The following is a 20,609-nucleotide window of genomic DNA, read 5'->3' on the forward strand; positions in this document are numbered from 1 at the left end:
AGAGTATGAGCACACGACACGAACCCCAGAACGACCAGCGCACTGACGGCCTGGTCACCGGTGACCACCAGCCGCAGTCCACCGCTGAAATTCTCGCACGGGCGATTGGCGAGACTTACAGTACTGACGCGGCATTGTCCGAGAAGCTCGACACCGCCGTTCACCAACGCTTCACCCGACTCGACGATCACTACGACGATCCCGATGCTGAAATCTGTTCTATCCTGGGTCTCGAACATCAGTGCCTGATCTCGGAGACTCGTGGAAGCAACAGGCGTCGTGAAATGGAAGTACATGGAGATTTGGAGGACCTTGAACCACTTCAAAGCCTCCCTGGCTTCATCGAAATCGAATCCGATGACTTCTTCGACGAGCGCGGCACCGCAACTCTGGTCCTCGACGACCGTAACCCCCGGCTCCTGGCACTGATGGAAGTCAGAGCGGAATACTGGGCCAATTACTGGACTCGCGAAGAGGCTGACGGCATTGTGTCGGGCAAATACGCCCCTTGGAACCTCACAGCCGATCACGATGCTCTCGTCGCAGCCCACCGAAATCTGCGCAAGAACACGCCACTGCCGCGGATGAAGACCGCCGCCGAAGCCCGTCAGCAGGTTCGCGTAAGCTCACGCATCCTCGCCTGGCTCGACGACGAAAACTCCACAGAGGCTCCCCCAGCCGCAACCCTCGATTCTGAGCACACCAGCCCTGCGCTTCCGACAGACTTCGAGTCGTTGGCACACATGCGATCAGAGCGGTTCGCTACCGAGGCAGTTGCCCGTGATAACCCCGGTGACTTCATCTCAGTCGAAGCACGGGAGAAGGCGGCAGACATCTTCGGTGACTACGTCGAGATGCTCATCAGCAAGCGGAGCAAAGAGTCTGAATACGCTCGCATCGTCGGTGCTGAAGAGTTCGCTCACCATAAGGCGAGACTGGCTTTGTGGCAGACCGGGTGGACGTCGACGACTCCTTGTCCCCCGATGCCCACAAACTACGTGGGACTGCCGCCGCAGTTGAAGTCTGACCTCAAACTGAACTGAGGTCGCCTGCCCTCTCGGCGTATCGGCACTTTGCCGCACGTAGAGAGGGTATGAGCAATCAGAATCGAGTACAGGCAGGCATTCCCGAAGGTGGCCAGTGGTCAGAGACGGCCAAGGCCCGGCCACCAGTTCCCACGTTCGGACGCAATTACGAGCAGTCACGCTACGACATGCTTCGCGCCAACAAGTTCGTTCCCGCCGATCAGGTGAAGCTCTCAGGCGGCACGGCCACAAAGTGGTATCAGGCCGCCGAAGCCACAGGCGAGTTCAACACTGAGGGTGGATTTGAACGGATGAGCCGCTCACCGAAGGCAATCGGGTCTCTGCGCCAGACCTACCGCGGCCAGGATTTCGCGCTGACTATGCCGTCGGTGACCTCGGTGCGACGCATGGCCGCAGAAGTCGACCCACGAGGCACACCCTTCGACATACCAGTCTCCACCCCTGACGGCAAAGGCGGACAGACTATCGGTTGGGTCAGGGTCAGCCAAGACAAGGGCTCCGGCTGGAATGTCCAGACCCTTGGTGAGCGCACGAACACTGACTCTGCCACCGTCGGCGCCGGTGTGAAGTCGATGCTTGAGGCCAGGCGGATCACCGATCACCTCGACGGCAAGACGAAGAAGGACATGATCGCTGACTTCCGTGAGACTCGGCGCCAGTCATTTGCCAAGCGCAGCCACAAACTGAAGTCCCCTTGGGTGGATTCGGTTGGTTTCGACGAACATGAGAAGGAAGTCCTGGTCACGACTACGTCTGGCCGCAGCTACCGCTACCCCTACGGCAAAGACGTATTGGAGGCCATTCGCACCACCCACAAGCCCGGCCAGTACATCAACAAGGTCCTCAAAGGCACTGGCGAAATCGAGGTCTCAGAGTGCCAGCAGTGCCATCGCACCTTCACTTCTGTCGGCACGCACCAGTGTCTTGCTGGCCGTCGCAAGGATGGTCCGCACATGCGAACGAGGCACGCGGCGACGAAGTTGCATGAGCGCGTCACCAAAGCCAATTCCTAAGCAGTAGGAGCACTGAGAAGATGAGCGCACAGAACCGAGTTCAGGCTGGCATTCCCACTGGTGGGCAGTGGGCTGAATCGGCGAAGGCTCGGCCCGATGTCTCCGGCCTCGACGTGAAAGCGTTGCAGGCCGGAGACATGACCGGCGTCGAGTTCGGTCACGGTGGCCCTGACACCGAGGCTCGCATTGGCAAGTACTTCGACGACTTCAACGAGGGGCTGGATGTCGGAGCAGGTCGGCCGCAGTCCTATGTCACGACCGATGACCTGCATATTGTGACCACCGATGTCGGCTTCGACGTGCAGATTGACCGGGGCGAGCTCGACCAGATCGAGTTGCCGGCGAATACTGAGGCCGCTGACATCACTTCGGCAGGCGGGTCTGTTGGCGCCGGTAGCTTCATGGATATGGCTCTCGGCAACTCGCCAAGTACTGCCAATCCTCCCCCAGCTCCGACAACGAAGAAGCAGCCCCGGCCAAGCGATCCCGGCAAGTTACGAGCAGCTCGCGATGGTGGGCTCTTCGCGGCGTCGAAACAGTTCAAAGCTCCGCTCTTCGATCCAGAGCAGGCCGCCAGAGCAGACTTCCTGGCTCGGCACGGCAAACGTCGAAATGAGGCCGAAGCCGCCATCAAATCAGCGCAGGGTGACTTTGAAACGCGCAGCGGTGCCATAGCTACGGCATTGCAGTCCGCCGAAACCAGCGACAAGGATCTCAATACACAGGCTGGACAGCGCTACGAATCGTATGTGAACACCGTCAGCGCGGACTTGGCCAGGTCTCAGGCGGACATCGACGAGATTGACGAGGACACCAAAGAACTGAAGAAGCTGGGCCGCAAAGACGAGCTCCAGGCGCATGAGAAGAGGTTTGTCGAGCACACCGACGAGTTCTGGAACGAGGACGCCGATCGCAGTAGTGGTCCCGCATCTGTGAAGAAGATCCTCGCCGATCTGAAGAAGACGAGGTCCGAGCACCAGGACAACCATGACCGGAAACTCGATGAGGCCGTGATGAAGGAATCGATGTTGGCGAAGGGGCTCTCCCAAGCATGAGCACCCCGAATCGAGTCCAAGCTGGTATCCCCGAAGGCGGTCAATTCTCAGAGATGGCAAGAGCTCGGCCTGACACGTCTGGCTTGGGTAAGCTGCCCGGATCAGTTGTTGATGCCGAGACTAGTGATGCCGGTCAGGCGGCAGCGCTGGCAAAGAGGTTCGCGAGGATTAACCCTGACATTGATCGCGTCCGACTCCGTGGTCCAGAAGACGTCTTCTCTGATGCCCCGTATAGGCTCGATGCTGTCTTCGATGCGCAGGGGCGCCCAGCCGACATATAGTCGAACGACCGAGCGCAGATCGGATACTGTGTTGGCAAGCGATATTGGTCTCAATGCTGAAAAGGCGGGATCGTGGATGGTTGCCGGCCACCTCGATGACTCCGATGACATGGACAACCGTCCCAACGATGCGATCCTCAATCCGCACGCTGTACGCGATGCCGAGGCTGTCAGGCTCGGTCAATCCCACGCAGATGGGCGCAATGGCGAACAGTGGTCGCAGATGCGTGAGTTCATCCGCAATCGAGACTCCGACGACAGCTACCGCCATCGTGAGGAACTCAGGATCCAGATCACCTCGGCGCGAGCTGACGAACTCAATTCCGAACGCCGGCCAGTCGAAGGTCTGGCAAAAGGTGATGAGATCCGTGTCGGATCTGGGTATGAAACTTGGACGGTCACGAACATCTCCGATGACGGCCAGACTGTCATCGCTCAGTCTCACGGAGGCGTGATCCGGCGCGGACCACTTCGCGAGTTTCACCGTCAAGAGCAGGACCTCACTCTCGCGGCCACGAGTGGATTGGCCCAAGCACGGGCCGAGGTAGCCAGGCACGAATCCCAGATCGAAAGAGAGGAGTTTCCCTCGTGAGCAATCAATCCCGAGTCCAAGCAGGCATTCCTGAAGGTGGTCAATGGTCAGAATCCGCCAAGGCCAGACCAACCGTTGCTGGCCTTGGCGGATTCTATGATGCCCTCGACGATCCCAGCGACCCACAGGCTCAGACCTTTACCACGAACGTATATGTCCGCGAAGGCTCGCAGTCACCGTGGGGCAAGGTCCAACACGCCGATCAGATTGCCACAGGCATCGCGTCAGTCTCGACTGCCTCCCACGGAGGAATGAAGCTATCACCAGAGCGCAACCTCAAGATCCCACGCGAGCTCCGCCAAGCCCGCGACCGCTGGTACGAGGAAGACGCACAGTGGGCTGTCGTTGCTAAGACATTCCCAGAGGAGTTCGACGATCGACAAGTCGAAATGGCGGATCGGTCCTTGCGATATTGGTCACCGAACGAATACGAGTCGGCCTACGGTGAACACGTCCCCGACAACGAACGCAGCCCCGAGTTCCGAGCCGATGATGATCCTGACAAGATCCGACTCTATGGAACGCGCGCCGAGCGGGAGGCCAAAGCTGATGAGTCAGCTCTCAAGCGCGACGCCGAAGCTGAGACTCATCGGGCCCGCCCGAAATATGCCGGGTTCACGCCTAAACTCACGACCAAGCAGGCACAGAAGTTGTTGCGCACTGGCGTCAACATTGATGGCACATCGAAGTCGCTGTATGCAGTCATCAGCGAAGGAGTCCCAGGCAAGGTCGCGTATTTCAACGGACGTAAGGTCGAGCACTACATCGAACACCCGACTGAACCTGACCGAGTCATCCCGATCAGCAAGCAGGTCTGGGACAAGTTCGACGCCCCGGATATCCGAACTCCACGCGAGAGGATCGAGCTGGATATCAGTGTGGAGCAGCACAGGGTCGACCAGCTGGAGCGTCAAGCGAAGTCGTTGTCATCAGTGTCCTACGACCGCGGACTCCAGCCTCACGACGAGCTGAGAGAAGCCACCGCCAGGGTCAACGAGCTCCGAGAGCAGAGAGACTCGCTGTCCGACTAGTTCTGAGCCGCGTAGGCCACATAGCCCCTGTTCACGTGAAAAACCGCCTGATTCTGTCTCATGTCAGGCGGTTTTGCTATTGTCTGCACACGTGCGGCGGATTAGACCTGAATCAGACTCGATGGCGGCCTCAGCGCTCTTGCTGGCCGTGCTTGTCGCTGTGGCCTCATTTGCTGTCTCTTTCACTGGACTCAATGCCGCTGCCGGTTGGGCAGGAATCCCGCGCCCGTTGCGCCCGGCCGTACCGATCGTCGTTGATCTCTCAATCCTCGTCTTCACGGTCGCAGCTGTCGTTGCCAGAGCACGAGGCGAAGATGTTCGGCTCGCATGGTCATCAGTAGGATTCTTCACTGTCGTATCGATGGTCACCAACGCCACTCACGCACTCAGCGATGGAAATTCAACGGCGACGACGTTTCCTGCTCTCGTCGTTGGATCGTTCATCGCCAGTCTCATGCCCTTGGCCTGCCTCATATCCACTCACACGGCGGTATCGGTTGCCGTGGCTCCCCCGCAAGGCTCCAAGGCCGCACGGCGCCGTGCAGAACGTGCCCGAGTCGACCAATCAACCCTGCTTGCCCCTGAACCTTCTCCAGCGTCGTCGGTGGCCGCGATGGGTTCGCCGCGGAAGGCGCCAGCCATTAAGGCCGCGGCTGATTCGTCCAGACCCGTTGATGTCGATGTTGTCGTCGAAATGAAACAGGCCGGCAAATCTCACCGGGAAATCGCCGATACCCTGGGCACCTCGAAATCGACCATCCAGAGGCTGCTGTCGAAGTCGGTTGTGGCCTAGTTCCTTGCCACTAAAGCTCGTTTCGGTGATAGCCTCTCAGCAGCGGCGTACCGGGTGGAGCCTCACTGCCTTGCCGATCCCTGCATGGTCATCCTGCACCGGACAGCCAAATTCGTTTCCACGCTTCAGGAGAGCCTCACGCATGACGCCAACTGTTCGCATTGCGGAAGCCGCAGACTTAGCCTCGGCCGCACGAACCCTCAAAAGTGCGTTCAAGGACTATCCGTGGACAAGGTGGGTTATCCCTGAAGAAGGATATGAAGAACGACTCTACGACCTGCAACGGATTTACCTGGAACACGCCCTTAAACATGGCGTCGTCATGACGACGAAAGACTTCGGGGGAGCCATTGCGCTCTTACCAGCCGACGCTCCAGCACCCGATCAAACAATCATGGACCAAATTGTCAATTTACACGGCGATCGCATTGACCGTATATCGCAATCCCCAACAAACCCCGGTACGTGGACCCTTGAGACTATCGGCGTGCGGGCCGATCACCAAGGAAGGGGCCATGGAAGCGCCCTCATTGCCCATGGTGTTCGCGAGGCCATTGCGCAGGGCGCGAAAGCTGTGAACCTCGAGACCTCAGATATCCGGAATGTCCGCCTGTATGAACGGAACGGATTCCGCGTCACTCAACATACCGAGACTATTGATGGCCCGCCGACTTGGCACATGGAGTTCAACATCGGCCCCGCCCACAAAGCTGTCCCACCGGCGCCGACTGCGCCTAACTGCCGTTGAGAATACTGTCGAGGAATGCCGACGCGTCATCCGACTGAGCAGCAGCACCAGGATCCACCGGCTCATTGTTGTCGCCCCAGATGCCGTTGAGAGCTTGCAGCGTCTCGAAATCGGCACCTGGACGAAGGTGAGAGTACCTGTTGAGCGTGATCGTTGTGTCAGTGTGCCCAAGGCGCTGAGCGACCTTAATGGGGTCGACACCGGCCGCCACCAAGACGCTGGCGTGATAGTGGCGGAATGAGTGGCAGCGAATCGTCGAATTGACGTCAACATCTTTTCGCTCGACTGTCGGGATGAGGTACTTCGAAGTGAAGCCGAGGTAGCTCATTTTCCCTCCGCGCTTCATCGTGAACATGTGATCGTCGAGTGAGCGCAGCTTCACGTGGTTGACCAGAGCCTCTGCCAGGTCATCGTCGAGAGCGATGCTGCGATCGGCTGCCGGCGTCTTCGGCGGTCCGGGGTGACGGCCCTTGCCCGTGCCTTTCATTGCTTTCGACACCCGAATGTAGGTCACGCCGTTGCGGTGGTAGAGGTCCGAGCACAGGAGCGCTTCACTCTCCGACCAGCGCAGGCCGGTACCTGCCAGAGTGCGAATGAGAAGCGAGAAGTGAGGGTCGATCGCTTTCATGATGACGTCGATGTCGCGTTGAGCAATGATGGGCGGCTCGGTCTTGATCAGAGTCGGCAGTCTTACGCCGGTGCAGGGGTTGGCCTGAACGCGGCGATCTTGGACAGCCAAGTTAAATGCGGCCGAGACGATGGTGAAGATATTTCGAATGGTCTTCGGCGAGAGTTTCTTCGCCAACAGTGTCTTCACGTACTTGCGCAGGTCTTTGGCTTCGACGCTCGCTGCCGACTTCCAACCGATCTCATTCGTGATGTGGTTGCGTTGAAGCGCCTGATAGTCCTTGAGCGTTCGTGAGTCACCACGTGACTGAAAGGCAATGTATTCGGTGACGAGATCTTCGATAGTTTCGTCTTGAGATTGAGCCGCGTTCCACCGGCGTCCGGCTTCGATGACATCAGAACCAGTCTCATCGAGCATGGTCTTCCACATTCGAGCTTCAGCTTCGGTATCGAATGTCATCGACGCTTTGTCCCGAGAACCAGGCTTACGCCAATCGACGCGCCACTTGTTTGCCTTCGTCGTGGAGTACTTTCGGATGCTTGCCATGCCCCGATCATACGGGTTTCATGCGGCCAACTTCCGAATCCATGCGGCCAAATCACCTTCTCGGTGACGTTTGCCCTGGTGAGAGGGCTAAAACTTGGAGGGGATGACGGGAATCGAACCCGCACCATCAGTTTGGAAGACTGAGGCTCTACCATTGAGCTACATCCCCGTGTTGCGTTAACGACTATAGTCGACATTCGCGCCTGCCGCCAAATCGTTCGAAGATGAGCTGAGTCACACTGCTCGCAACGACCGAACCCTTCGCATGTGACCTGCATCCCATTCGCACCAAACGGCCGAATCGATGTGCATCTGGCCCCCTGCCTGTGGTTAGATTATCTACGTCGCGGGATGTGGCGCAGCTTGGTAGCGCATCTGTTTTGGGAACAGAGGGTCGCAGGTTCAAATCCTGTCATCCCGACGATAGCGAAGCCGTTCGGACTCAATGTCCGGGCGGCTCTCTTCGTATTCACAGCTCGCCCGCACCCCCTTATCTCATCCCAACAGGAGACAATGTGGGGGCAGGCTCGCGGAATTTCGAGGCCGGAAGGTGCGCCGCCAATGCTGATCCGAGGACACAACACCCACAGATCCGCCCTGACAGCAGCACGCCCTTTTCCGCAACACCTATCGCAGCCGACCACTCTTCGCGCCGCGCAGACTCTTCGTCGACGTTCCGCGGCCGTCATCATACTCGCGCTGACGCTGAGCGGCTGCAGTTCCGATGACCCGGATTCATCTTTGCCGAGCCCATCGGCTCCAGACACACAGGCCAGCAGCGGCCCCAGCAGGGAGAGCAGGACCGATGTCGATCCGGGAGTAGACGATCCGGAGGTAGTGGCACAGAACCTGCAGGCCCCATGGTCGGTTGCCTTCTACAAAGACACGGTCCTAGTCAGTGAAAGAGACTCCGGTCGCATCCTCGAACTCGACGATCAGCGACCGGCTCAGGCCAGAGAGGTCGCAACGGTTGCTGGAGTCTCCGCCTCAGGCGAAGGCGGGCTCCTGGGCCTCAGCGTGCACGGCGACAGTCTCTACGCATACTCCACCACCGAGACGGACAATCGGATCCAGAGATTTCCGCTCAAGCATGGATCCGATGGTGTGGAGCTCGGTGCGCCCGAGACGATCGTCGACGGGATCGCCAGGCCGATTTCCACAATGGCGGTCGATTGGCCTTCTGCCCAGACGGAAAGTTCTATGCAACGGTCGGCGACGCCGGCAACCGGAGCGCTGCCCAAGACCGTGAGTCGTTCTCGGGCTCGATCCTGCGGATGAACCCGGATGGCAGCGTGCCAGATGACAACCCGTTCGACGGGTCCCTCGTCTACACCTATGGACACCGCAATCCGCAGGGCCTGGCTTGGGGGCGAGGACGGCACGATGTATGCCAGCGAATTCGGTCAGGACACGTGGGATGAGCTCAACATCATCGAAGCCGGCGGTAACTATGGCTGGCCTGAGGTCGAAGGGATCGCAAAAGGTGCTGCCCCAGACGCTGATTTGATCGACCCGGTGCAGCAGTGGAGTCCCGACCAGGCCAGCCCGAGCGGAATGGCCATCAGCGAGGGCACACTCTTCATCGCCAATCTCCGGGGACAGGTGCTGCGGACAGTTGCCCTATCGGATGTCGCCGAGGCTGATGTGTCCTATGCCGGTCAGTTCGGTCGCCTGCGCGATGTGGTGAGGACACCGAGCGGCGAGGTCTGGGTTCTCACGAACAACACGGACGGGCGCGGTGATCCGGCCGCTGCCGACGACCGGATCCTGCACATTCCCGCTGACGTCGGCGCCGACTAGTGAGCTCACATCCGAGGGGTGATTTCCAGCGCCTGCGGCTGAGCTCAGCGCTGGAAGTCGATGACCTGGCGCACGACGGTTCCGTCGGCCAGCGCATCGAAGGCCGAGTTGAGGTCTTCGAGGCCGATGGTGTCCGACACCAGTTCCCCGACCGGCAGCTTTCCCTGACGCCAGAGGTCGGCGTAGACGGGAATGTCACGGCTGGGCACCGCTGAGCCCAGGTACGAACCGATGACGGTGCGTGCCTCGGCTGTGAGTGTGACTGGAGTGATGTGCGACTGCGCATCGGGTGCGGGAAGTCCCACAGTGACGGTCTTCCCACCGACCGCGGTCGCCGAGAACGCGGTTTCGAAGGCGCGTGGATGTCCGACGCATTCGATGACGATCGGAGCCCTGCGCTCCCCCAGCTGCTCGGGAGTGTAGACCTCGGCCGCGCCCAGTTCCTTTGCCCGGACCAGCTTGTCCGGATTGGCATCCACGCCGATCACGCCAGCCGTCTCGATGGACAGTGCTGTGATCAGAGCGGCCATGCCGACTCCGCCCAGGCCGACGATCATGATCTCGTCTTCGGGCCCTGGAACTCCGGCGTTGAGGACCGCTCCCCCGCCGGTGAGCACCGCACAGCCGAGCACGGCTGCGATCGAGGCAGGGACATCAGAAGCCACTGGGACGACGGAGGCGCGATTGAGCACGGCGTGGGTTGCGAAGATCGACGCACCCAGGTGGTGGAGCACCTCGGCGCCCGAATCATCGTGGAGTCGGACCTTATGCCCGTCGAATGGCAAGGTTCCCGCACCGTTGGTGGCGCTGCCCGGTGTACACGGGAGCTTGCCATCGGTGGCACAGTTCGCACATTCCCCGCAGCGCGGCAGGAAGACGGTGACGACCTGGTCGCCGATCTCCAGGTCGTCGACGCCGTCTCCGAGCTGTTCGACGATTCCTGCACCCTCATGACCGAGCAGCATCGGCAGAGGCCGCGGACGGTTGCCGTCGACGACGGACAGATCCGAATGGCAGACACCCGCAGCGCTGAGTCGGATGAGCACCTCGCCGGGACCGGGCGCATCGAGTTCGAGTTCTTCGATCGACATCGGCGCCGAATCCGCGTAGGGACGCTCAGCACCCATGTCCCGAAGTACCGCTCCCCTGATCTTCACAGCGCCGACTGGCCCTCGGCCTCATAGGCGTCCATGATCCGAATCCTACGCTCGTGCCGCTCTTCACCGGAGAACGATTCCGCTAGAAAAGCATCGACGATGGCGATCGATTCAGCTTCCGTGTGCTGCCTGGCGCCGACCGAGACGATCTGGGCATTATTGTGCTCGCGCGCAAGCTTCGCGGTTTCGGTGTTCCAAGCCAGTGCGGTCCGGGCTCCCTTGACCTTGTTCGCGGCCATCTGCTCGCCGTTGCCCGAGCCTCCGATGACGACGCCGAGTGCTTCAACACCGGCAGCCTGATCATCGACGACTGCCTGAGCCGCAGCGATGCAGAATGCGGGGTAGTCATCGAGAGCGTCGTATTCGAGCGCACCGTGGTCGATGACTTCGTAGCCCGATTCGCCGAGGTGGGTCTTGAGGATCTCTTTGAATTCGAATCCTGCGTGGTCGGTGCCGAGATGAACCTTCATGTGGTGACTCCTTCGAGTTCTCCGGGCCGAGATGCCCGGGAAAGACTGTGTGTGGTGGGGCAGAGCCTCAGTCGAAGACCGGGCCCTGATTGCGTGTGCGTTTGAGTTCGAAGAAGCCTGGGGTCGAAGCCACAGCGAGAACGCCGTCGAAGAGTCGACCCGCGTCTTCGCCCTTGGGTGCCGGGGTGACGACTGGACCGAAGAAGGCGGTTCCTGCGACGCGGCAGATCGGCGTGCCCACATCGTCGCCGACGAGTGCCAGGGCTTCATCATGTGATTCCTGCAGAGCCGCGTCGTAGTCGTCGCGGTCGCCGTACTTCATCAGGTCATTCGGCAGGCCGACCTCAGCCAGCGCCTCGGCGACGGCCTTGTCGAAGTCCTGCTCCCCACCTGGGTGGATACGAGTTCCGATCGCGGTGTAGAGAGGCTCCGCGACCTCATCGCCGTGCTCGGCGATGGCTGCGGTGACGATGCGCATCGGGGCCAGAGCACGATCCATCAGCTCTCGGTAGTCGGCCGGGATGTCCTTATCGCGGTTGAGGATGTTCAGGCTCATGACATGGAACTTCACGTCGATGTCACGCACCTTGGCGACTTCGAGGCCCCAGCGCGACGTCATCCATGCCCACGGGCAGGCCGTGTCGAACCACAGGTCAAGTGTCTCTCTGCTCAATTTCACTCCTCGTTAGGGTGGGCACCGGCACGGGCGAAACGCCCGCAATGTCCGAGGCCAATTTATCAAGCCTTGGCACCGAAGAGGAATGCGTCCATGAAAGAATGGCGAAGTACACCCGGACCCGAAGCGGAGGTCACCTCAAAGTGCCCCAATATAACCTCACTCGCGAGGAAGCTCGCAGACGTTCATCCCTCGTCGACGTCTCGAGCTACGAGAACACCCTGATTCTCTCCGGAGAGGGTGAGAGCTTCCGGGTTCGCTCCCGCATCCGCTTCACCGCAACGCCGGAGTCCACCACCTTCATCGATGCCATCACCGCCAGCGTCGAACGCATCCGGCTCAACGGACTCGATCTCGAGATCGCCGAGGTCGTCTCTGCCTCCCGGATCACCTTGCCCGGCCTCGCCGCTGAGAACGAGCTCATCATCGATGCTCACTTCTACTACATGAATACCGGTGAGGGCCTGCACCGTTTCGTCGATCCCATCGACGGTGAGGTCTACCTTTATTCACAGTTCGAGGTTCCCGACGCCAGACGCGTCTTCCCTGTCTTCGAACAGCCCGATCTCAAGGCCCCGTTCTCCTTCACCGTCGTGGCCCCTGCACGCTGGGCCATGGTGTCGAACTCCCCCACTCCGGCTCCCGGTGATCCCAGCGAAGTCTTCACCGAGCTCGACGAAGCCCCGATCGACGACACCGCGGTATGGCAGTTCGCCCCGACAACTCCGATCTCCTCCTACATAACTGCCATCGTGGCCGGACCCTACCGCAGTGTGCATTCAGAGCTGATCTCCTCCGACGGCTCACCCGTCCCGCTGGGCCTGTACTGCCGCGAGTCGCTCTTCGAACACCTCGATGCGGAGAACCTCTTCGCCATCACACGAGCAGGGTTCGAGTTCTACGAACGCGAGTTCGGTGTGTCCTATCCGTTCGAGAAATACGATCAGCTCTTCGTTCCCGAGTTCAATGCCGGTGCGATGGAAAACGCCGGCGCCGTGACCATTCTGGAGAACTACGTCTTCAGATCACGACCCACAGAGGCCCTTGTGGAGCGACGTGCTGTGACCGTGCTCCATGAGTTGGCGCACATGTGGTTCGGAGATCTGGTCACCATGAAATGGTGGAACGACCTGTGGCTCAACGAGTCCTTCGCCGAGTTCATGTCGACGCTGGCCACAGCCGAAGCCACCGAGTACTCCGACGCATGGACGACGTTCGCCACGATTGAAAGGTCGTGGGCCTACCGACAAGATCAGCTGCCGAGCACACACCCGATCGTCGCCAGCATCGAAGACCTGGCAGATGTCGAGGTCAACTTCGACGGCATCACCTACGCCAAGGGCGCTTCGGTGCTCAAACAGTTGGTGGCGTGGGTCGGTCGCGATGAGTTCTTCTCCGGGCTCAAACGCTATTTCGACAAACATGCGTGGTCGAACACAGAGCTGCCGGACCTCCTCGGTGAGCTCGAGGCGACCAGCGGACGAGACCTCGCCACCTGGTCGAAATTGTGGCTCGAGGAATCCGGAGTCAACCTCATCGAAGCCGAGGTCGACACCGCAACCGATGATGACACCGAGGTGGTGTCCGAGCTGCGCGTGACTCAGAAGCCCTGGATCATCGAAGGGCAGCCGGTTCCGTCGCTGCGTCCCCACCGTCTGGCCATCGGGTTCTACTCCGACAACGGACTGGGCCGACTGGTTCGGACCCACAGCTTCCCACTCGACATCGATTCGGAGTCGACCATCGTCGAGGAAGCTCGCGGTCTGCCGAAACCCGACGCCATCATCGTCAATGACGAGGACCTGACCTATGCGAAGGTCCGTTTCGATACCGAGAGCATGGACCTCGCATCCAAGCGTCTCGGTGACTTCGATGACTCCCTGACTCAGCTGCTCATCCTCGGCACTCTCTGGGACACTGTCCGCGACGGTCAGCGCCCGGTCCAGGACTACATCACCACGGTCTTGGACAACTGTGCGTCCGTGACACATTCCTCGGGACTGCTCACCCAGATGCGTCAACTCGACGCCGCTGTCGGAACCTATCTGGTCCCCGCGGCACGAGCAGAGGCTCATGCTGCTGTCGCCGACCGGTTCACACAGCTTCTCGACGCGGTTCCTGGCGGTACTGACCAGGCGTTCCAGTTCCTCCGCGGGTTCATCAAGCATGCGTCGACTCAAACGCAGATCTCAGTGCTGCAATCCTGGTTGGATGCGGCCGGTGACACGGTCTACGGAATCACCATCGACACCGATCTCACCTGGGAGATCATCATCGCACTCGCGGCACACGATGCGATCGACGACTCAGCAATCGAGGCCATGGCCAAAACGGACCCTTCGGCAACCGGAGCACGTCAGGCGGCGACGGCGCGCAGCGCACGCCCCACCTCGGCGGCGAAGTCGAAGGCATTCACTCGCATTCTCGACGAAGCCGACCTTCCGAACTCTGAACTCAGTGCTCTGGCTCTGGGCTTCGCCTCCGGTCTGCAGACGGACACCGGTGCGATCCTCGCCTCAGAAGCCCCCTTGCGAGACTTCTCCACCGAATACTTCCAGCGGGTCTCAGGATGGTGGGAGACCCGGACCCTGGAGATGGCACAGACCATGACGTTGCGACTGTTCCCCCCGGTCAGCGAGCACACCGTCAAGGCCACCCAGACATGGCTGAGCGATCATCCAGCGGCCCCCAAAGGACTGGTGCGCCTGATGCGGGAGAATCTTGCCGACGCCCAGCGGGCGCTGACCGCTCAGGAAGTGTCCAGCAATTCCAAGGGCACATTGACCTTCGGCAGTTAGGCTCGTGGCATCATGACTTTCGATGCTTTGCAGAACGACCTCTTGTCCGCACCCAAGATCGATTGGGACTTTCTCCTCGACGCTCCGCTGCGGATCGTCATCATCATCATCATCGCGATCGGGCTGAACATAGTGATGCGCTTGTTCATCCGACGATTCTCCACCGCGGTGGCCAAGGGCACCGTCGGCAGCGAGAAGGCGGAAGGGCACGGCAGCGGCAAGTTCTCGAGCTCTGTCATCGAGTCGCAGCGCACCGGCATCGAACCGGTCATCATCCGTGAACGTCGTGCTCAGCGTGCGAAGACCGTGGGGCGAATGCTGTCGTCGGTGACGACGATCATCATCAGCGTCATCGCCGTGCTCATGGTCCTTGACCAATTGAACTTCAACATCGCACCTATTCTGGCCTCAGCGGGCATCGTCGGTGTGGCACTGGCCTTCGGTGCCCAGGAACTCGTCAAGGACTACCTGTCCGGGTTCTTCATGGTCATCGAGGACCAGTACGGCATCGGAGACACCGTGGACCTGGGCGAAGCCGTCGGCGAGGTCGAGGACTTCGGTCTGCGCAAGACAGCGGTACGTGACCTCACGGGAACTCTCTGGCATGTGCGCAACGGCGAGATCATGCGCGTCGGCAACCTGTCGCAGGGATGGGCGCGTGCCGTCCTCGAGATCCCGGTCAACTACTCCACCGCAATGGACACCTACCGAGAGATCACCGAATCGGTGACGAACTCCATGCTGAAGGACAAAGAACTGGCATCCGCCATTCTCGAACGTCCCGAGATCGCAGGAGTCCAGTCCCTGTCAGCCGAGTACAGGGTCATCCGAACAATGATCAAAACCAAGCCCAACCTGCAGTGGATGGTCGAACGTGCCTTCCGTGCGGAACTCACGCACGAGTTCGACACGCGCGGCATCACTATCCCGATCATTCAGGAGACCATGCTCCGGACCCTGCCGGACACCTCCGATGCTCCCGGACCCGCCACGACGGGTGCGGCCCGCGATTCCGCTCGCCCCTCGGCTGCGGACCGGAGGAACAGCGACGAGTCGCCGTCACCGTTGCCCAGCGACGATGAGATCCGGGCGACGACCGATGAAGCCGGATCCGACACCACAGACGGAGAGAATTGACCATGACGCAGACATCGAACGAGACGATCTTCGACGCCGTCGGTGGCCATCCCACCTTCACCCGGCTCATCGATGTCTTCTACGATCATGTGGATCGGGATGAAGTGCTCATTGCCATGTACCCGGAAGGGCACGACCTGACAGGAGCCAAGCACCGCCTGCAGATGTTCCTGGAACAGTACTTCGGTGGTCCCACGACCTACCAACAGGAACGGGGGCACCCCCGGCTGCGGATGCGCCACTTTCCCTTCCCCGTCGACTTCGACGCACGTGACCGGTGGCTGGCCTCGATGCGGGCAGCTCTCGATGATGTGGCGCTCCCACCGCTCTATGACGAGATCTTCTGGGACTATTTCCAGCGGGCGGCCACGGCTATGGTCAACACGAACAGCAACCCGGTCTGAGAGACCGGCACTGACCGGTCAGGTGCGGGCAGTCAGCTCTGACCGGTCAGGTGTGCTCGGTCAGCTGTGATCGGTCAGTTGTGGGCCAGCACAGCTGTGGGCTCGCACCGCTGAGGGGTTCATCGTGCCCGGGTGAGCAGATGCCCGCCCGGCGTCGAAATTCGCAGCCATCCAGAGCTCGCGAAGACATCGTATTCCTCGTTCTCCGCAGCCGAGGCAGTCTCCGCTTCAGGTACGAACCGAAGTGCACTCGCCGCGAACCCGAGCCCACCGGGCAGCTCGGTGCCCCCTGTCGCGGTCATCGGCTTCGACCACACCCGCGATCGCAGTGCCTTCACCGCATGCGAGCCGGCACCCTCAGGGGCGCCGTCGCTGATCTCTGCAACCCCCGCCTCGGCGGCGGAGCGCAGGACATCACCGGCGATTCTGTCGTGGGCAGTCCATTGTCCCTTTGGGGGCGCTATCCCGGTCCAGGACACCAGCACCGAGTTCGGCGGCACCGGCAGGCGTGTGGCATTCTCTGCTCTGGCGAACCGGTCCTTGAGGTTGGCCAAGGGAACGACCTCGTCGAGTCCATCCATTTCAGGGCCGTTGAGACGCAGCATGCGCATCGCTAACACCAGTGGTGTGGAGTCACCGATCCCATGCGGATACAAGGGGGCAATGGTGACGACAAGTACGGTCGATGACACGTGCAGGCGCATGGCTCCATCGGGATCCAATTTGTGAGCCAAAGAGGTGAACGCGGCCAGGTCCTTCATCGCCAGCGGATCGGCGATCTCAAGTTCGGTCATCGGCGACGCCCCCGCATCGGTACGGCAGGCCGAATGACGTCTTCCATTGCTGCTGTCTCCTCCTGGCTCATGCGCCGTGGTCGGGAACTGGTTCGGTCTACGAAGACGATGACCGTCTCTGCCAGCGTATAGGCGACCGCGCCGTCGGGTTCGGCGATGACGTAACCGATGGTCACAGACGCCGGTTTGACCTCGCTGATGACCAAGTCGATGGCGATGGGTCCCGCGCGGTAGAGAATCGGCCGACGATATTCGATCGCATGCGAGGCCACGAGCAACTCAGTGGTCTCCGAGGCTGCGCCGAAGATCGGGGGGATCCTAATTCCCGATATGGTGTCCGTTATTCCGAACTGCCCAGGCGTTGTGGGTGCGTCCACACTGTGTGTCGGTGACCCCAGTGCTCGGACACGCGCCTCTTCGAGCAGGCGCAGCTGGGTGACATTGTTGACGTGACCGTAGGCATCCATGTCACCCCATCTCAGCTCCAGCAGTACTCGCGTGAATTCGTCCAGCAGGGGGTTTGTGGTGCCATTGTGCATATGACCCATCATGCCACTTTCACTGCGGCAGTGACGGCCACGATAGAATCATGAACACACGCACGAGATTCATTGTCGCAGGCTGGAGGCCCATATGAGCGATGTAGAACCCACGACTGCAGAGGCGAACATCGACACCTTGCGCAGAGTGCTCGAACTCGAGAGCCTGAGCTTCACCTCGGATTCCCGAGAGAGCGACTATTTCGTCGGACAGAACCAATACAAACCCGACGGACGTGTCTTCGGCGGTCAGGTGGTGGCGCAGTCCGTTGTGGCTGCAGCAGCGACCCTGCCCGATGAACGCCTCATCCATTCACTTCACGGGTACTTCCTGCGCGCCGGGGATGTCAGCGAACCGATTGAGTTCGGTGTCGAACGACTCCGTGACGGACGCTCGTTCTCTGCCCGTCGTGTCCACGCCTATCAGAAGGGTGCGCCGATCCTGTCCCTGATCGCCTCGTTCCAGGTCGAACAGGAGGGCCTTGAACACGCTGAGGCCATGCCGTCCGGCCTGCCTGGACCGCTGGAGTGCCCGGAACTGCGCGAGATCCTGGCAGGACAGAACACACCTCAGGTCACCGAATGGCTGAATAAACGCCCTTTCGAGATTCGCCCAGTGGAGGAATCCCTGTACAGCTTGACCACCGATGATCGACAGCGCGAACAGCAGCACGTATGGTTCCGTGCCAGTTCGACCTTCGGCGATGATCCTGTACTCAATGCGGCGGCTCTGGCCTATGCCAGCGATTTCAACCTGTTGGAACCGGTGCTGCGCCGTCAGGGGCTGAGCTGGACGAGCCCGGGGCTACGGGTCGCGAGCCTGGATCATGCCATGTGGTGGCATCGTCGGGTCAGAGTCGATGAGTGGATGCTCTACGTTCAGGAATCGCCTGCAGCCCAGGGCGGCCGCGGTCTCGGGTACGGGCGCATCTTCGCCCAGACCGGCGAGTTGCTGGCCACAGTGGCGCAGGAGGGCATGGTCCGAATCAAGGCAACTCAGTGAACCAAGACACCGCGATGATCGAGATCCTCGGGAAGATCATCTCTCGACTGGTCAACGTCGCTCTCTTCATCATCATCACCATCCTTGCCCTGGTCTTCATTCGTGAAGGCGCAGACATGAACCTGGCCCTGATTGCGCTGATATCGATCATGATCGGGATCGTCGGCACCATCGTGTTGAGATATCTGTTGAAGCTTGTGCTGCGCATCGGCAATCTGTTCTCACCAGATCAGCATCAGCCGCCTGAAAGCTGATGCCCCCGCCAATAGCTGATGCCCCGGTCGACGACCGGGGCATCAGCTATTGGTATTCGGCTCTGTGCGCTGCGCTGACTGCACGCAGAGCACAGAACTCAATCAGTCACGGGTAAGGCGACGGTGGGTCACACGGTGAGGGCGAGCTGCGTCTTCACCGAGGCGGTCGACCTTGTTCTCCTCGTAGGACTCGAAGTTGCCTTCGAACCAATACCAGTTCGCAGGATTGTCTTCTGTGCCCTCCCACGCAAGGATGTGGGTCGCCACCCGGTCGAGGAACCAACGGTCGTGCGAGACGACCACGGCACAGCCGGGGAACTCGAGGAGGGCGTTTTCCAATGAACCCAAGGTTTCGACGTCGAGGTCGTTAGTCGGCTCATCGAGCAGCAGCAGGTTTCCGCCCTGTTTGAGTGTCAACGCCAGGTTGAGGCGGTTGCGCTCACCACCGGAGAGCACGCCGGCCTTCTTCTGCTGATCGGGACCCTTGAAACCGAAGGCGGAGACATATGCTCGTGAAGGCATCTCAACATTGCCCACCTGGATGAAGTCGAGTCCATCGGAGACGACCTCCCACAGATTCTTGTTCGAGTCGATACCGCCACGCGACTGGTCGACATATGAAGTCTTAACGCTGTCGCCGATCTTGAGATCTCCGCCGTCGAGCTCTTCCTGCCCGACGATGGTCTTGAACAGAGTCGACTTGCCGACACCGTTGGGGCCGATGACACCGACGATGCCGTTGCGCGGCAGGGAGAAGCTGAGACCGTCGATGAGGAGACGACCGTCGAAGCCCTTCTGCAGTTTGGAAGCCTCGATGACAATGTCGCCGAGGCGAGGACCGGCAGGAATCTGAATCTCTTCGAAATCCAGCTTCTTGGTCTTCTCGGCTTCTGCGGCCATCTCTTCATACCGAGCCAGACGAGCCTTCGACTTCGTCTGTTTGGCCTTCGGGTTCGACCGGACCCACTCGAGTTCGTCTTTGAGGCGCTTCGACAGCTTCGCGTCCTTCTTGCCCGCGACCTGCAGACGTTCCTGCTTCTTCTCCAGGTAGGTCGAGTAGTTGCCCTCGTAGGGGTAGAGGTGTCCGCGATCGATCTCGGCGATCCATTCGGCAACGTGGTCGAGGAAGTACCTATCGTGAGTGATCGCGATGACGGCGCCGGGGTAGGACCGCAGGTGCTGCTCCAACCACAGCACGGACTCGGCGTCCAGGTGGTTTGTGGGCTCATCGAGCAGGAGCAGATCGGGCTTTTCGAGGAGCAGCTTGCACAGCGCCACGCGGCGGCGCTCACCACCGGAGAGCACACTGACTTCGGCTTCTGGCGGTGGGCAGCGCAGAGCGTCCATCGCCTGCTCCAGCTGAGAGTCCAGATCCCAGGCATCGGCAGCATCGATGGCTTCCTGTAGCTTGCCCATCTCTTCCATCAGGGAATCGAAGTCCGCGTCAGGGTTGGCCATCTCCTCTGAGATGGCGTTGAAACGGTCAAGCTTGGCTTTGATCTCACCGACGCCCTCTTCGACGTTGCCGAGGACAGTCTTGTCCTCGTTCAGGGGCGGCTCCTGCAACAGGATGCCCACGGTATAACCGGGGCTGAGCCGAGCCTCACCGTTGGAAGGCTGTTCGAGCCCGGCCATGATCTTAAGGATCGTCGACTTACCGGCACCGTTCGGACCGACCATGCCGATCTTCGCTCCGGGATAGAAGGACATCGACACGTCATCGAGAATGACTTTGTCGCCGTGCGCTTTACGCGCCTTGTGAAGGGTGTAAATGAATTCGGCCATAATAACCTCAGGTTATCGGTTCGGCACGCTCAAGTGCCAATTTGACCACTCCCTGTGGC

Annotated in this window: 20 protein-coding genes, 2 tRNA genes and 1 pseudogene; 15 read left to right on the forward strand and 8 right to left on the reverse strand. The window is 60.4% G+C overall.

The genetic code is table 11. The features are described from left to right. Nucleotides 1-5 precede the first annotated feature (5 nt). From INT29_RS02235 to INT29_RS02265, 7 genes are all read left to right on the forward strand, one after another. Nucleotides 6-1,043 (forward strand): hypothetical protein, encoded by a 1,038-nt coding sequence (locus tag INT29_RS02235; RefSeq protein ID WP_193070625.1) that lies wholly within the window; start codon nucleotides 6-8, stop codon nucleotides 1,041-1,043. Between the two features lie 50 nt (nucleotides 1,044-1,093). Beyond that, nucleotides 1,094-2,059 (forward strand): hypothetical protein, encoded by a 966-nt coding sequence (locus tag INT29_RS02240; protein ID WP_193070626.1) that lies wholly within the window; start codon nucleotides 1,094-1,096, stop codon nucleotides 2,057-2,059. 20 nt (nucleotides 2,060-2,079) lie between these two features. Continuing rightward, nucleotides 2,080-3,114 carry a hypothetical protein gene (locus tag INT29_RS02245; RefSeq protein ID WP_193070627.1) on the forward strand — a complete coding sequence of 345 codons (1,035 nt, stop codon included), beginning with the start codon at nucleotides 2,080-2,082 and terminating at the stop codon, nucleotides 3,112-3,114. Between the two features lie 312 nt (nucleotides 3,115-3,426). Next, the gene (locus INT29_RS02250) at nucleotides 3,427-3,987 is read left to right on the forward strand and encodes a hypothetical protein (RefSeq protein ID WP_193070628.1); all 561 of its coding nucleotides are present in this window, start codon (nucleotides 3,427-3,429) and stop codon (nucleotides 3,985-3,987) included. Next, entirely contained in the window at nucleotides 3,984-5,018 is a 1,035-nt protein-coding gene (locus tag INT29_RS02255) for a DUF7007 domain-containing protein (RefSeq protein WP_193070629.1), read from the forward strand. Before INT29_RS02250 ends, INT29_RS02255 begins: the two co-directional genes overlap by 4 nt. A 121-nt stretch (nucleotides 5,019-5,139) precedes the next feature. After that, nucleotides 5,140-5,811 (forward strand): DUF2637 domain-containing protein, encoded by a 672-nt coding sequence (locus INT29_RS02260; protein ID WP_193070630.1) that lies wholly within the window; start codon nucleotides 5,140-5,142, stop codon nucleotides 5,809-5,811. Nucleotides 5,812-5,953: 142 nt separating this feature from the next. Continuing rightward, entirely contained in the window at nucleotides 5,954-6,559 is a 606-nt protein-coding gene (locus tag INT29_RS02265) for a GNAT family N-acetyltransferase (RefSeq protein WP_096161355.1), read from the forward strand. Here INT29_RS02265 and INT29_RS02270 read toward each other — a convergent pair. After that, complete coding sequence (locus tag INT29_RS02270; RefSeq protein WP_096161356.1) at nucleotides 6,546-7,733, reverse strand: tyrosine-type recombinase/integrase; 1,188 nt, start codon at nucleotides 7,731-7,733, stop codon at nucleotides 6,546-6,548. The genes INT29_RS02265 and INT29_RS02270 overlap by 14 nt on opposite strands. A gap of 95 nt (nucleotides 7,734-7,828) precedes the next feature. Next, nucleotides 7,829-7,902, reverse strand: a tRNA-Gly gene (locus tag INT29_RS02275). Nucleotides 7,903-8,080: 178 nt separating this feature from the next. On the opposite strand from INT29_RS02275, the gene INT29_RS02280 reads away from it, so the two are divergent. The 3 genes and pseudogenes from INT29_RS02280 (at nucleotide 8,081) to INT29_RS20525 (ending at nucleotide 9,533) form a co-directional block, all read left to right on the forward strand. Beyond that, nucleotides 8,081-8,154, forward strand: a tRNA-Pro gene (locus INT29_RS02280). Between the two features lie 416 nt (nucleotides 8,155-8,570). Then, a complete protein-coding gene (locus INT29_RS20520; protein ID WP_319020819.1) occupies nucleotides 8,571-9,011 on the forward strand; it encodes a PQQ-dependent sugar dehydrogenase in 441 nt (146 codons plus the stop codon). Further along, nucleotides 8,906-9,533 (forward strand): annotated as a pseudogene (locus INT29_RS20525) (PQQ-dependent sugar dehydrogenase). The gene INT29_RS20520 and the pseudogene INT29_RS20525 overlap by 106 nt, the downstream one beginning before the upstream one ends. A gap of 44 nt (nucleotides 9,534-9,577) precedes the next feature. On the opposite strand, the gene INT29_RS02290 reads toward INT29_RS20525, so the two are convergent. The 3 genes from INT29_RS02290 to INT29_RS02300 all read right to left on the reverse strand — a co-directional run bounded on the left by INT29_RS02290 (nucleotide 9,578) and on the right by INT29_RS02300 (nucleotide 11,833). Beyond that, complete coding sequence (locus INT29_RS02290; RefSeq protein ID WP_193070631.1) at nucleotides 9,578-10,690, reverse strand: alcohol dehydrogenase catalytic domain-containing protein; 1,113 nt, start codon at nucleotides 10,688-10,690, stop codon at nucleotides 9,578-9,580. After that, nucleotides 10,687-11,160 (reverse strand): ribose-5-phosphate isomerase, encoded by a 474-nt coding sequence (locus INT29_RS02295; protein ID WP_193070632.1) that lies wholly within the window; start codon nucleotides 11,158-11,160, stop codon nucleotides 10,687-10,689. Before INT29_RS02295 ends, INT29_RS02290 begins: the two co-directional genes overlap by 4 nt. A gap of 67 nt (nucleotides 11,161-11,227) precedes the next feature. Beyond that, nucleotides 11,228-11,833 carry a DsbA family protein gene (locus tag INT29_RS02300; protein WP_096160646.1) on the reverse strand — a complete coding sequence of 202 codons (606 nt, stop codon included), beginning with the start codon at nucleotides 11,831-11,833 and terminating at the stop codon, nucleotides 11,228-11,230. 104 nt (nucleotides 11,834-11,937) lie between these two features. Here INT29_RS02300 and pepN point away from each other — a divergent pair, with 104 nt between their 5' ends. The 3 genes from pepN to INT29_RS02315 are packed head-to-tail and all read left to right on the forward strand — an operon-like array spanning nucleotide 11,938 to nucleotide 16,175. After that, nucleotides 11,938-14,634 (forward strand): aminopeptidase N, encoded by a 2,697-nt coding sequence (gene pepN, locus INT29_RS02305; protein ID WP_193070633.1) that lies wholly within the window; start codon nucleotides 11,938-11,940, stop codon nucleotides 14,632-14,634. Between the two features lie 12 nt (nucleotides 14,635-14,646). After that, entirely contained in the window at nucleotides 14,647-15,771 is a 1,125-nt protein-coding gene (locus INT29_RS02310; RefSeq protein ID WP_226831083.1) for a mechanosensitive ion channel family protein, read from the forward strand. A gap of 2 nt (nucleotides 15,772-15,773) precedes the next feature. After that, on the forward strand, nucleotides 15,774-16,175 hold the full coding sequence (locus INT29_RS02315) for a globin (RefSeq protein WP_101572376.1): 402 nt from the start codon (nucleotides 15,774-15,776) through the stop codon (nucleotides 16,173-16,175). Between the two features lie 119 nt (nucleotides 16,176-16,294). Here the strand turns inward: INT29_RS02315 and INT29_RS02320 are convergent, their stop codons facing one another. Beyond that, entirely contained in the window at nucleotides 16,295-16,969 is a 675-nt protein-coding gene (locus tag INT29_RS02320) for a hypothetical protein (protein ID WP_101572378.1), read from the reverse strand. Then, nucleotides 16,966-17,508, reverse strand: a complete 543-nt coding sequence (locus INT29_RS02325) for an acyl-CoA thioesterase (protein WP_193070634.1) — start codon at nucleotides 17,506-17,508, stop codon at nucleotides 16,966-16,968. Before INT29_RS02325 ends, INT29_RS02320 begins: the two co-directional genes overlap by 4 nt. 94 nt (nucleotides 17,509-17,602) lie before the next feature. On the opposite strand from INT29_RS02325, the gene INT29_RS02330 reads away from it, so the two are divergent. Both INT29_RS02330 and INT29_RS02335 read left to right on the forward strand, forming a co-directional pair. Further along, nucleotides 17,603-18,511 carry an acyl-CoA thioesterase gene (locus tag INT29_RS02330; protein ID WP_193070635.1) on the forward strand — a complete coding sequence of 303 codons (909 nt, stop codon included), beginning with the start codon at nucleotides 17,603-17,605 and terminating at the stop codon, nucleotides 18,509-18,511. Then, a complete protein-coding gene (locus tag INT29_RS02335) occupies nucleotides 18,508-18,765 on the forward strand; it encodes a hypothetical protein (RefSeq protein ID WP_319020821.1) in 258 nt (85 codons plus the stop codon). The genes INT29_RS02330 and INT29_RS02335 overlap by 4 nt, the downstream gene beginning before the upstream one ends. A gap of 102 nt (nucleotides 18,766-18,867) precedes the next feature. On the opposite strand, the gene ettA is transcribed toward INT29_RS02335, so the two are convergent. Then, a complete protein-coding gene (ettA, locus tag INT29_RS02340) occupies nucleotides 18,868-20,550 on the reverse strand; it encodes an energy-dependent translational throttle protein EttA (RefSeq protein WP_101572384.1) in 1,683 nt (560 codons plus the stop codon). Between the last annotated feature and the right edge of the window lie 59 nt (nucleotides 20,551-20,609).

The sequence above is a fragment of the Brevibacterium sp. FME37 genome (assembly GCF_014897485.1).
Lineage (GTDB): Bacteria > Actinomycetota > Actinomycetes > Actinomycetales > Brevibacteriaceae > Brevibacterium.

Bases quoted from the DNA above. Each gene is read 5' to 3' on its own strand.
- INT29_RS02235 (WP_193070625.1), top strand. From the start codon at position 6: ATGAGCACACGACACGAACCCCAGAACGACCAGCGCACTGACGGCCTG.
- INT29_RS02240 (WP_193070626.1), top strand. From the start codon at position 1,094: ATGAGCAATCAGAATCGAGTACAGGCAGGCATTCCCGAAGGTGGCCAG.
- INT29_RS02245 (WP_193070627.1), top strand. From the start codon at position 2,080: ATGAGCGCACAGAACCGAGTTCAGGCTGGCATTCCCACTGGTGGGCAG.
- INT29_RS02260 (WP_193070630.1), top strand. From the start codon at position 5,140: ATGGCGGCCTCAGCGCTCTTGCTGGCCGTGCTTGTCGCTGTGGCCTCA.
- INT29_RS02265 (WP_096161355.1), top strand. From the start codon at position 5,954: ATGACGCCAACTGTTCGCATTGCGGAAGCCGCAGACTTAGCCTCGGCC.
- INT29_RS02270 (WP_096161356.1), bottom strand. From the start codon at position 7,733: ATGGCAAGCATCCGAAAGTACTCCACGACGAAGGCAAACAAGTGGCGC.
- INT29_RS02295 (WP_193070632.1), bottom strand. From the start codon at position 11,160: ATGAAGGTTCATCTCGGCACCGACCACGCAGGATTCGAATTCAAAGAG.
- pepN (WP_193070633.1), top strand. From the start codon at position 11,938: ATGGCGAAGTACACCCGGACCCGAAGCGGAGGTCACCTCAAAGTGCCC.
- INT29_RS02310 (WP_226831083.1), top strand. From the start codon at position 14,647: ATGACTTTCGATGCTTTGCAGAACGACCTCTTGTCCGCACCCAAGATC.
- INT29_RS02315 (WP_101572376.1), top strand. From the start codon at position 15,774: ATGACGCAGACATCGAACGAGACGATCTTCGACGCCGTCGGTGGCCAT.
- INT29_RS02320 (WP_101572378.1), bottom strand. From the start codon at position 16,969: ATGACCGAACTTGAGATCGCCGATCCGCTGGCGATGAAGGACCTGGCC.
- INT29_RS02325 (WP_193070634.1), bottom strand. From the start codon at position 17,508: ATGCACAATGGCACCACAAACCCCCTGCTGGACGAATTCACGCGAGTA.
- INT29_RS02330 (WP_193070635.1), top strand. From the start codon at position 17,603: ATGAGCGATGTAGAACCCACGACTGCAGAGGCGAACATCGACACCTTG.
- ettA (WP_101572384.1), bottom strand. From the start codon at position 20,550: ATGGCCGAATTCATTTACACCCTTCACAAGGCGCGTAAAGCGCACGGC.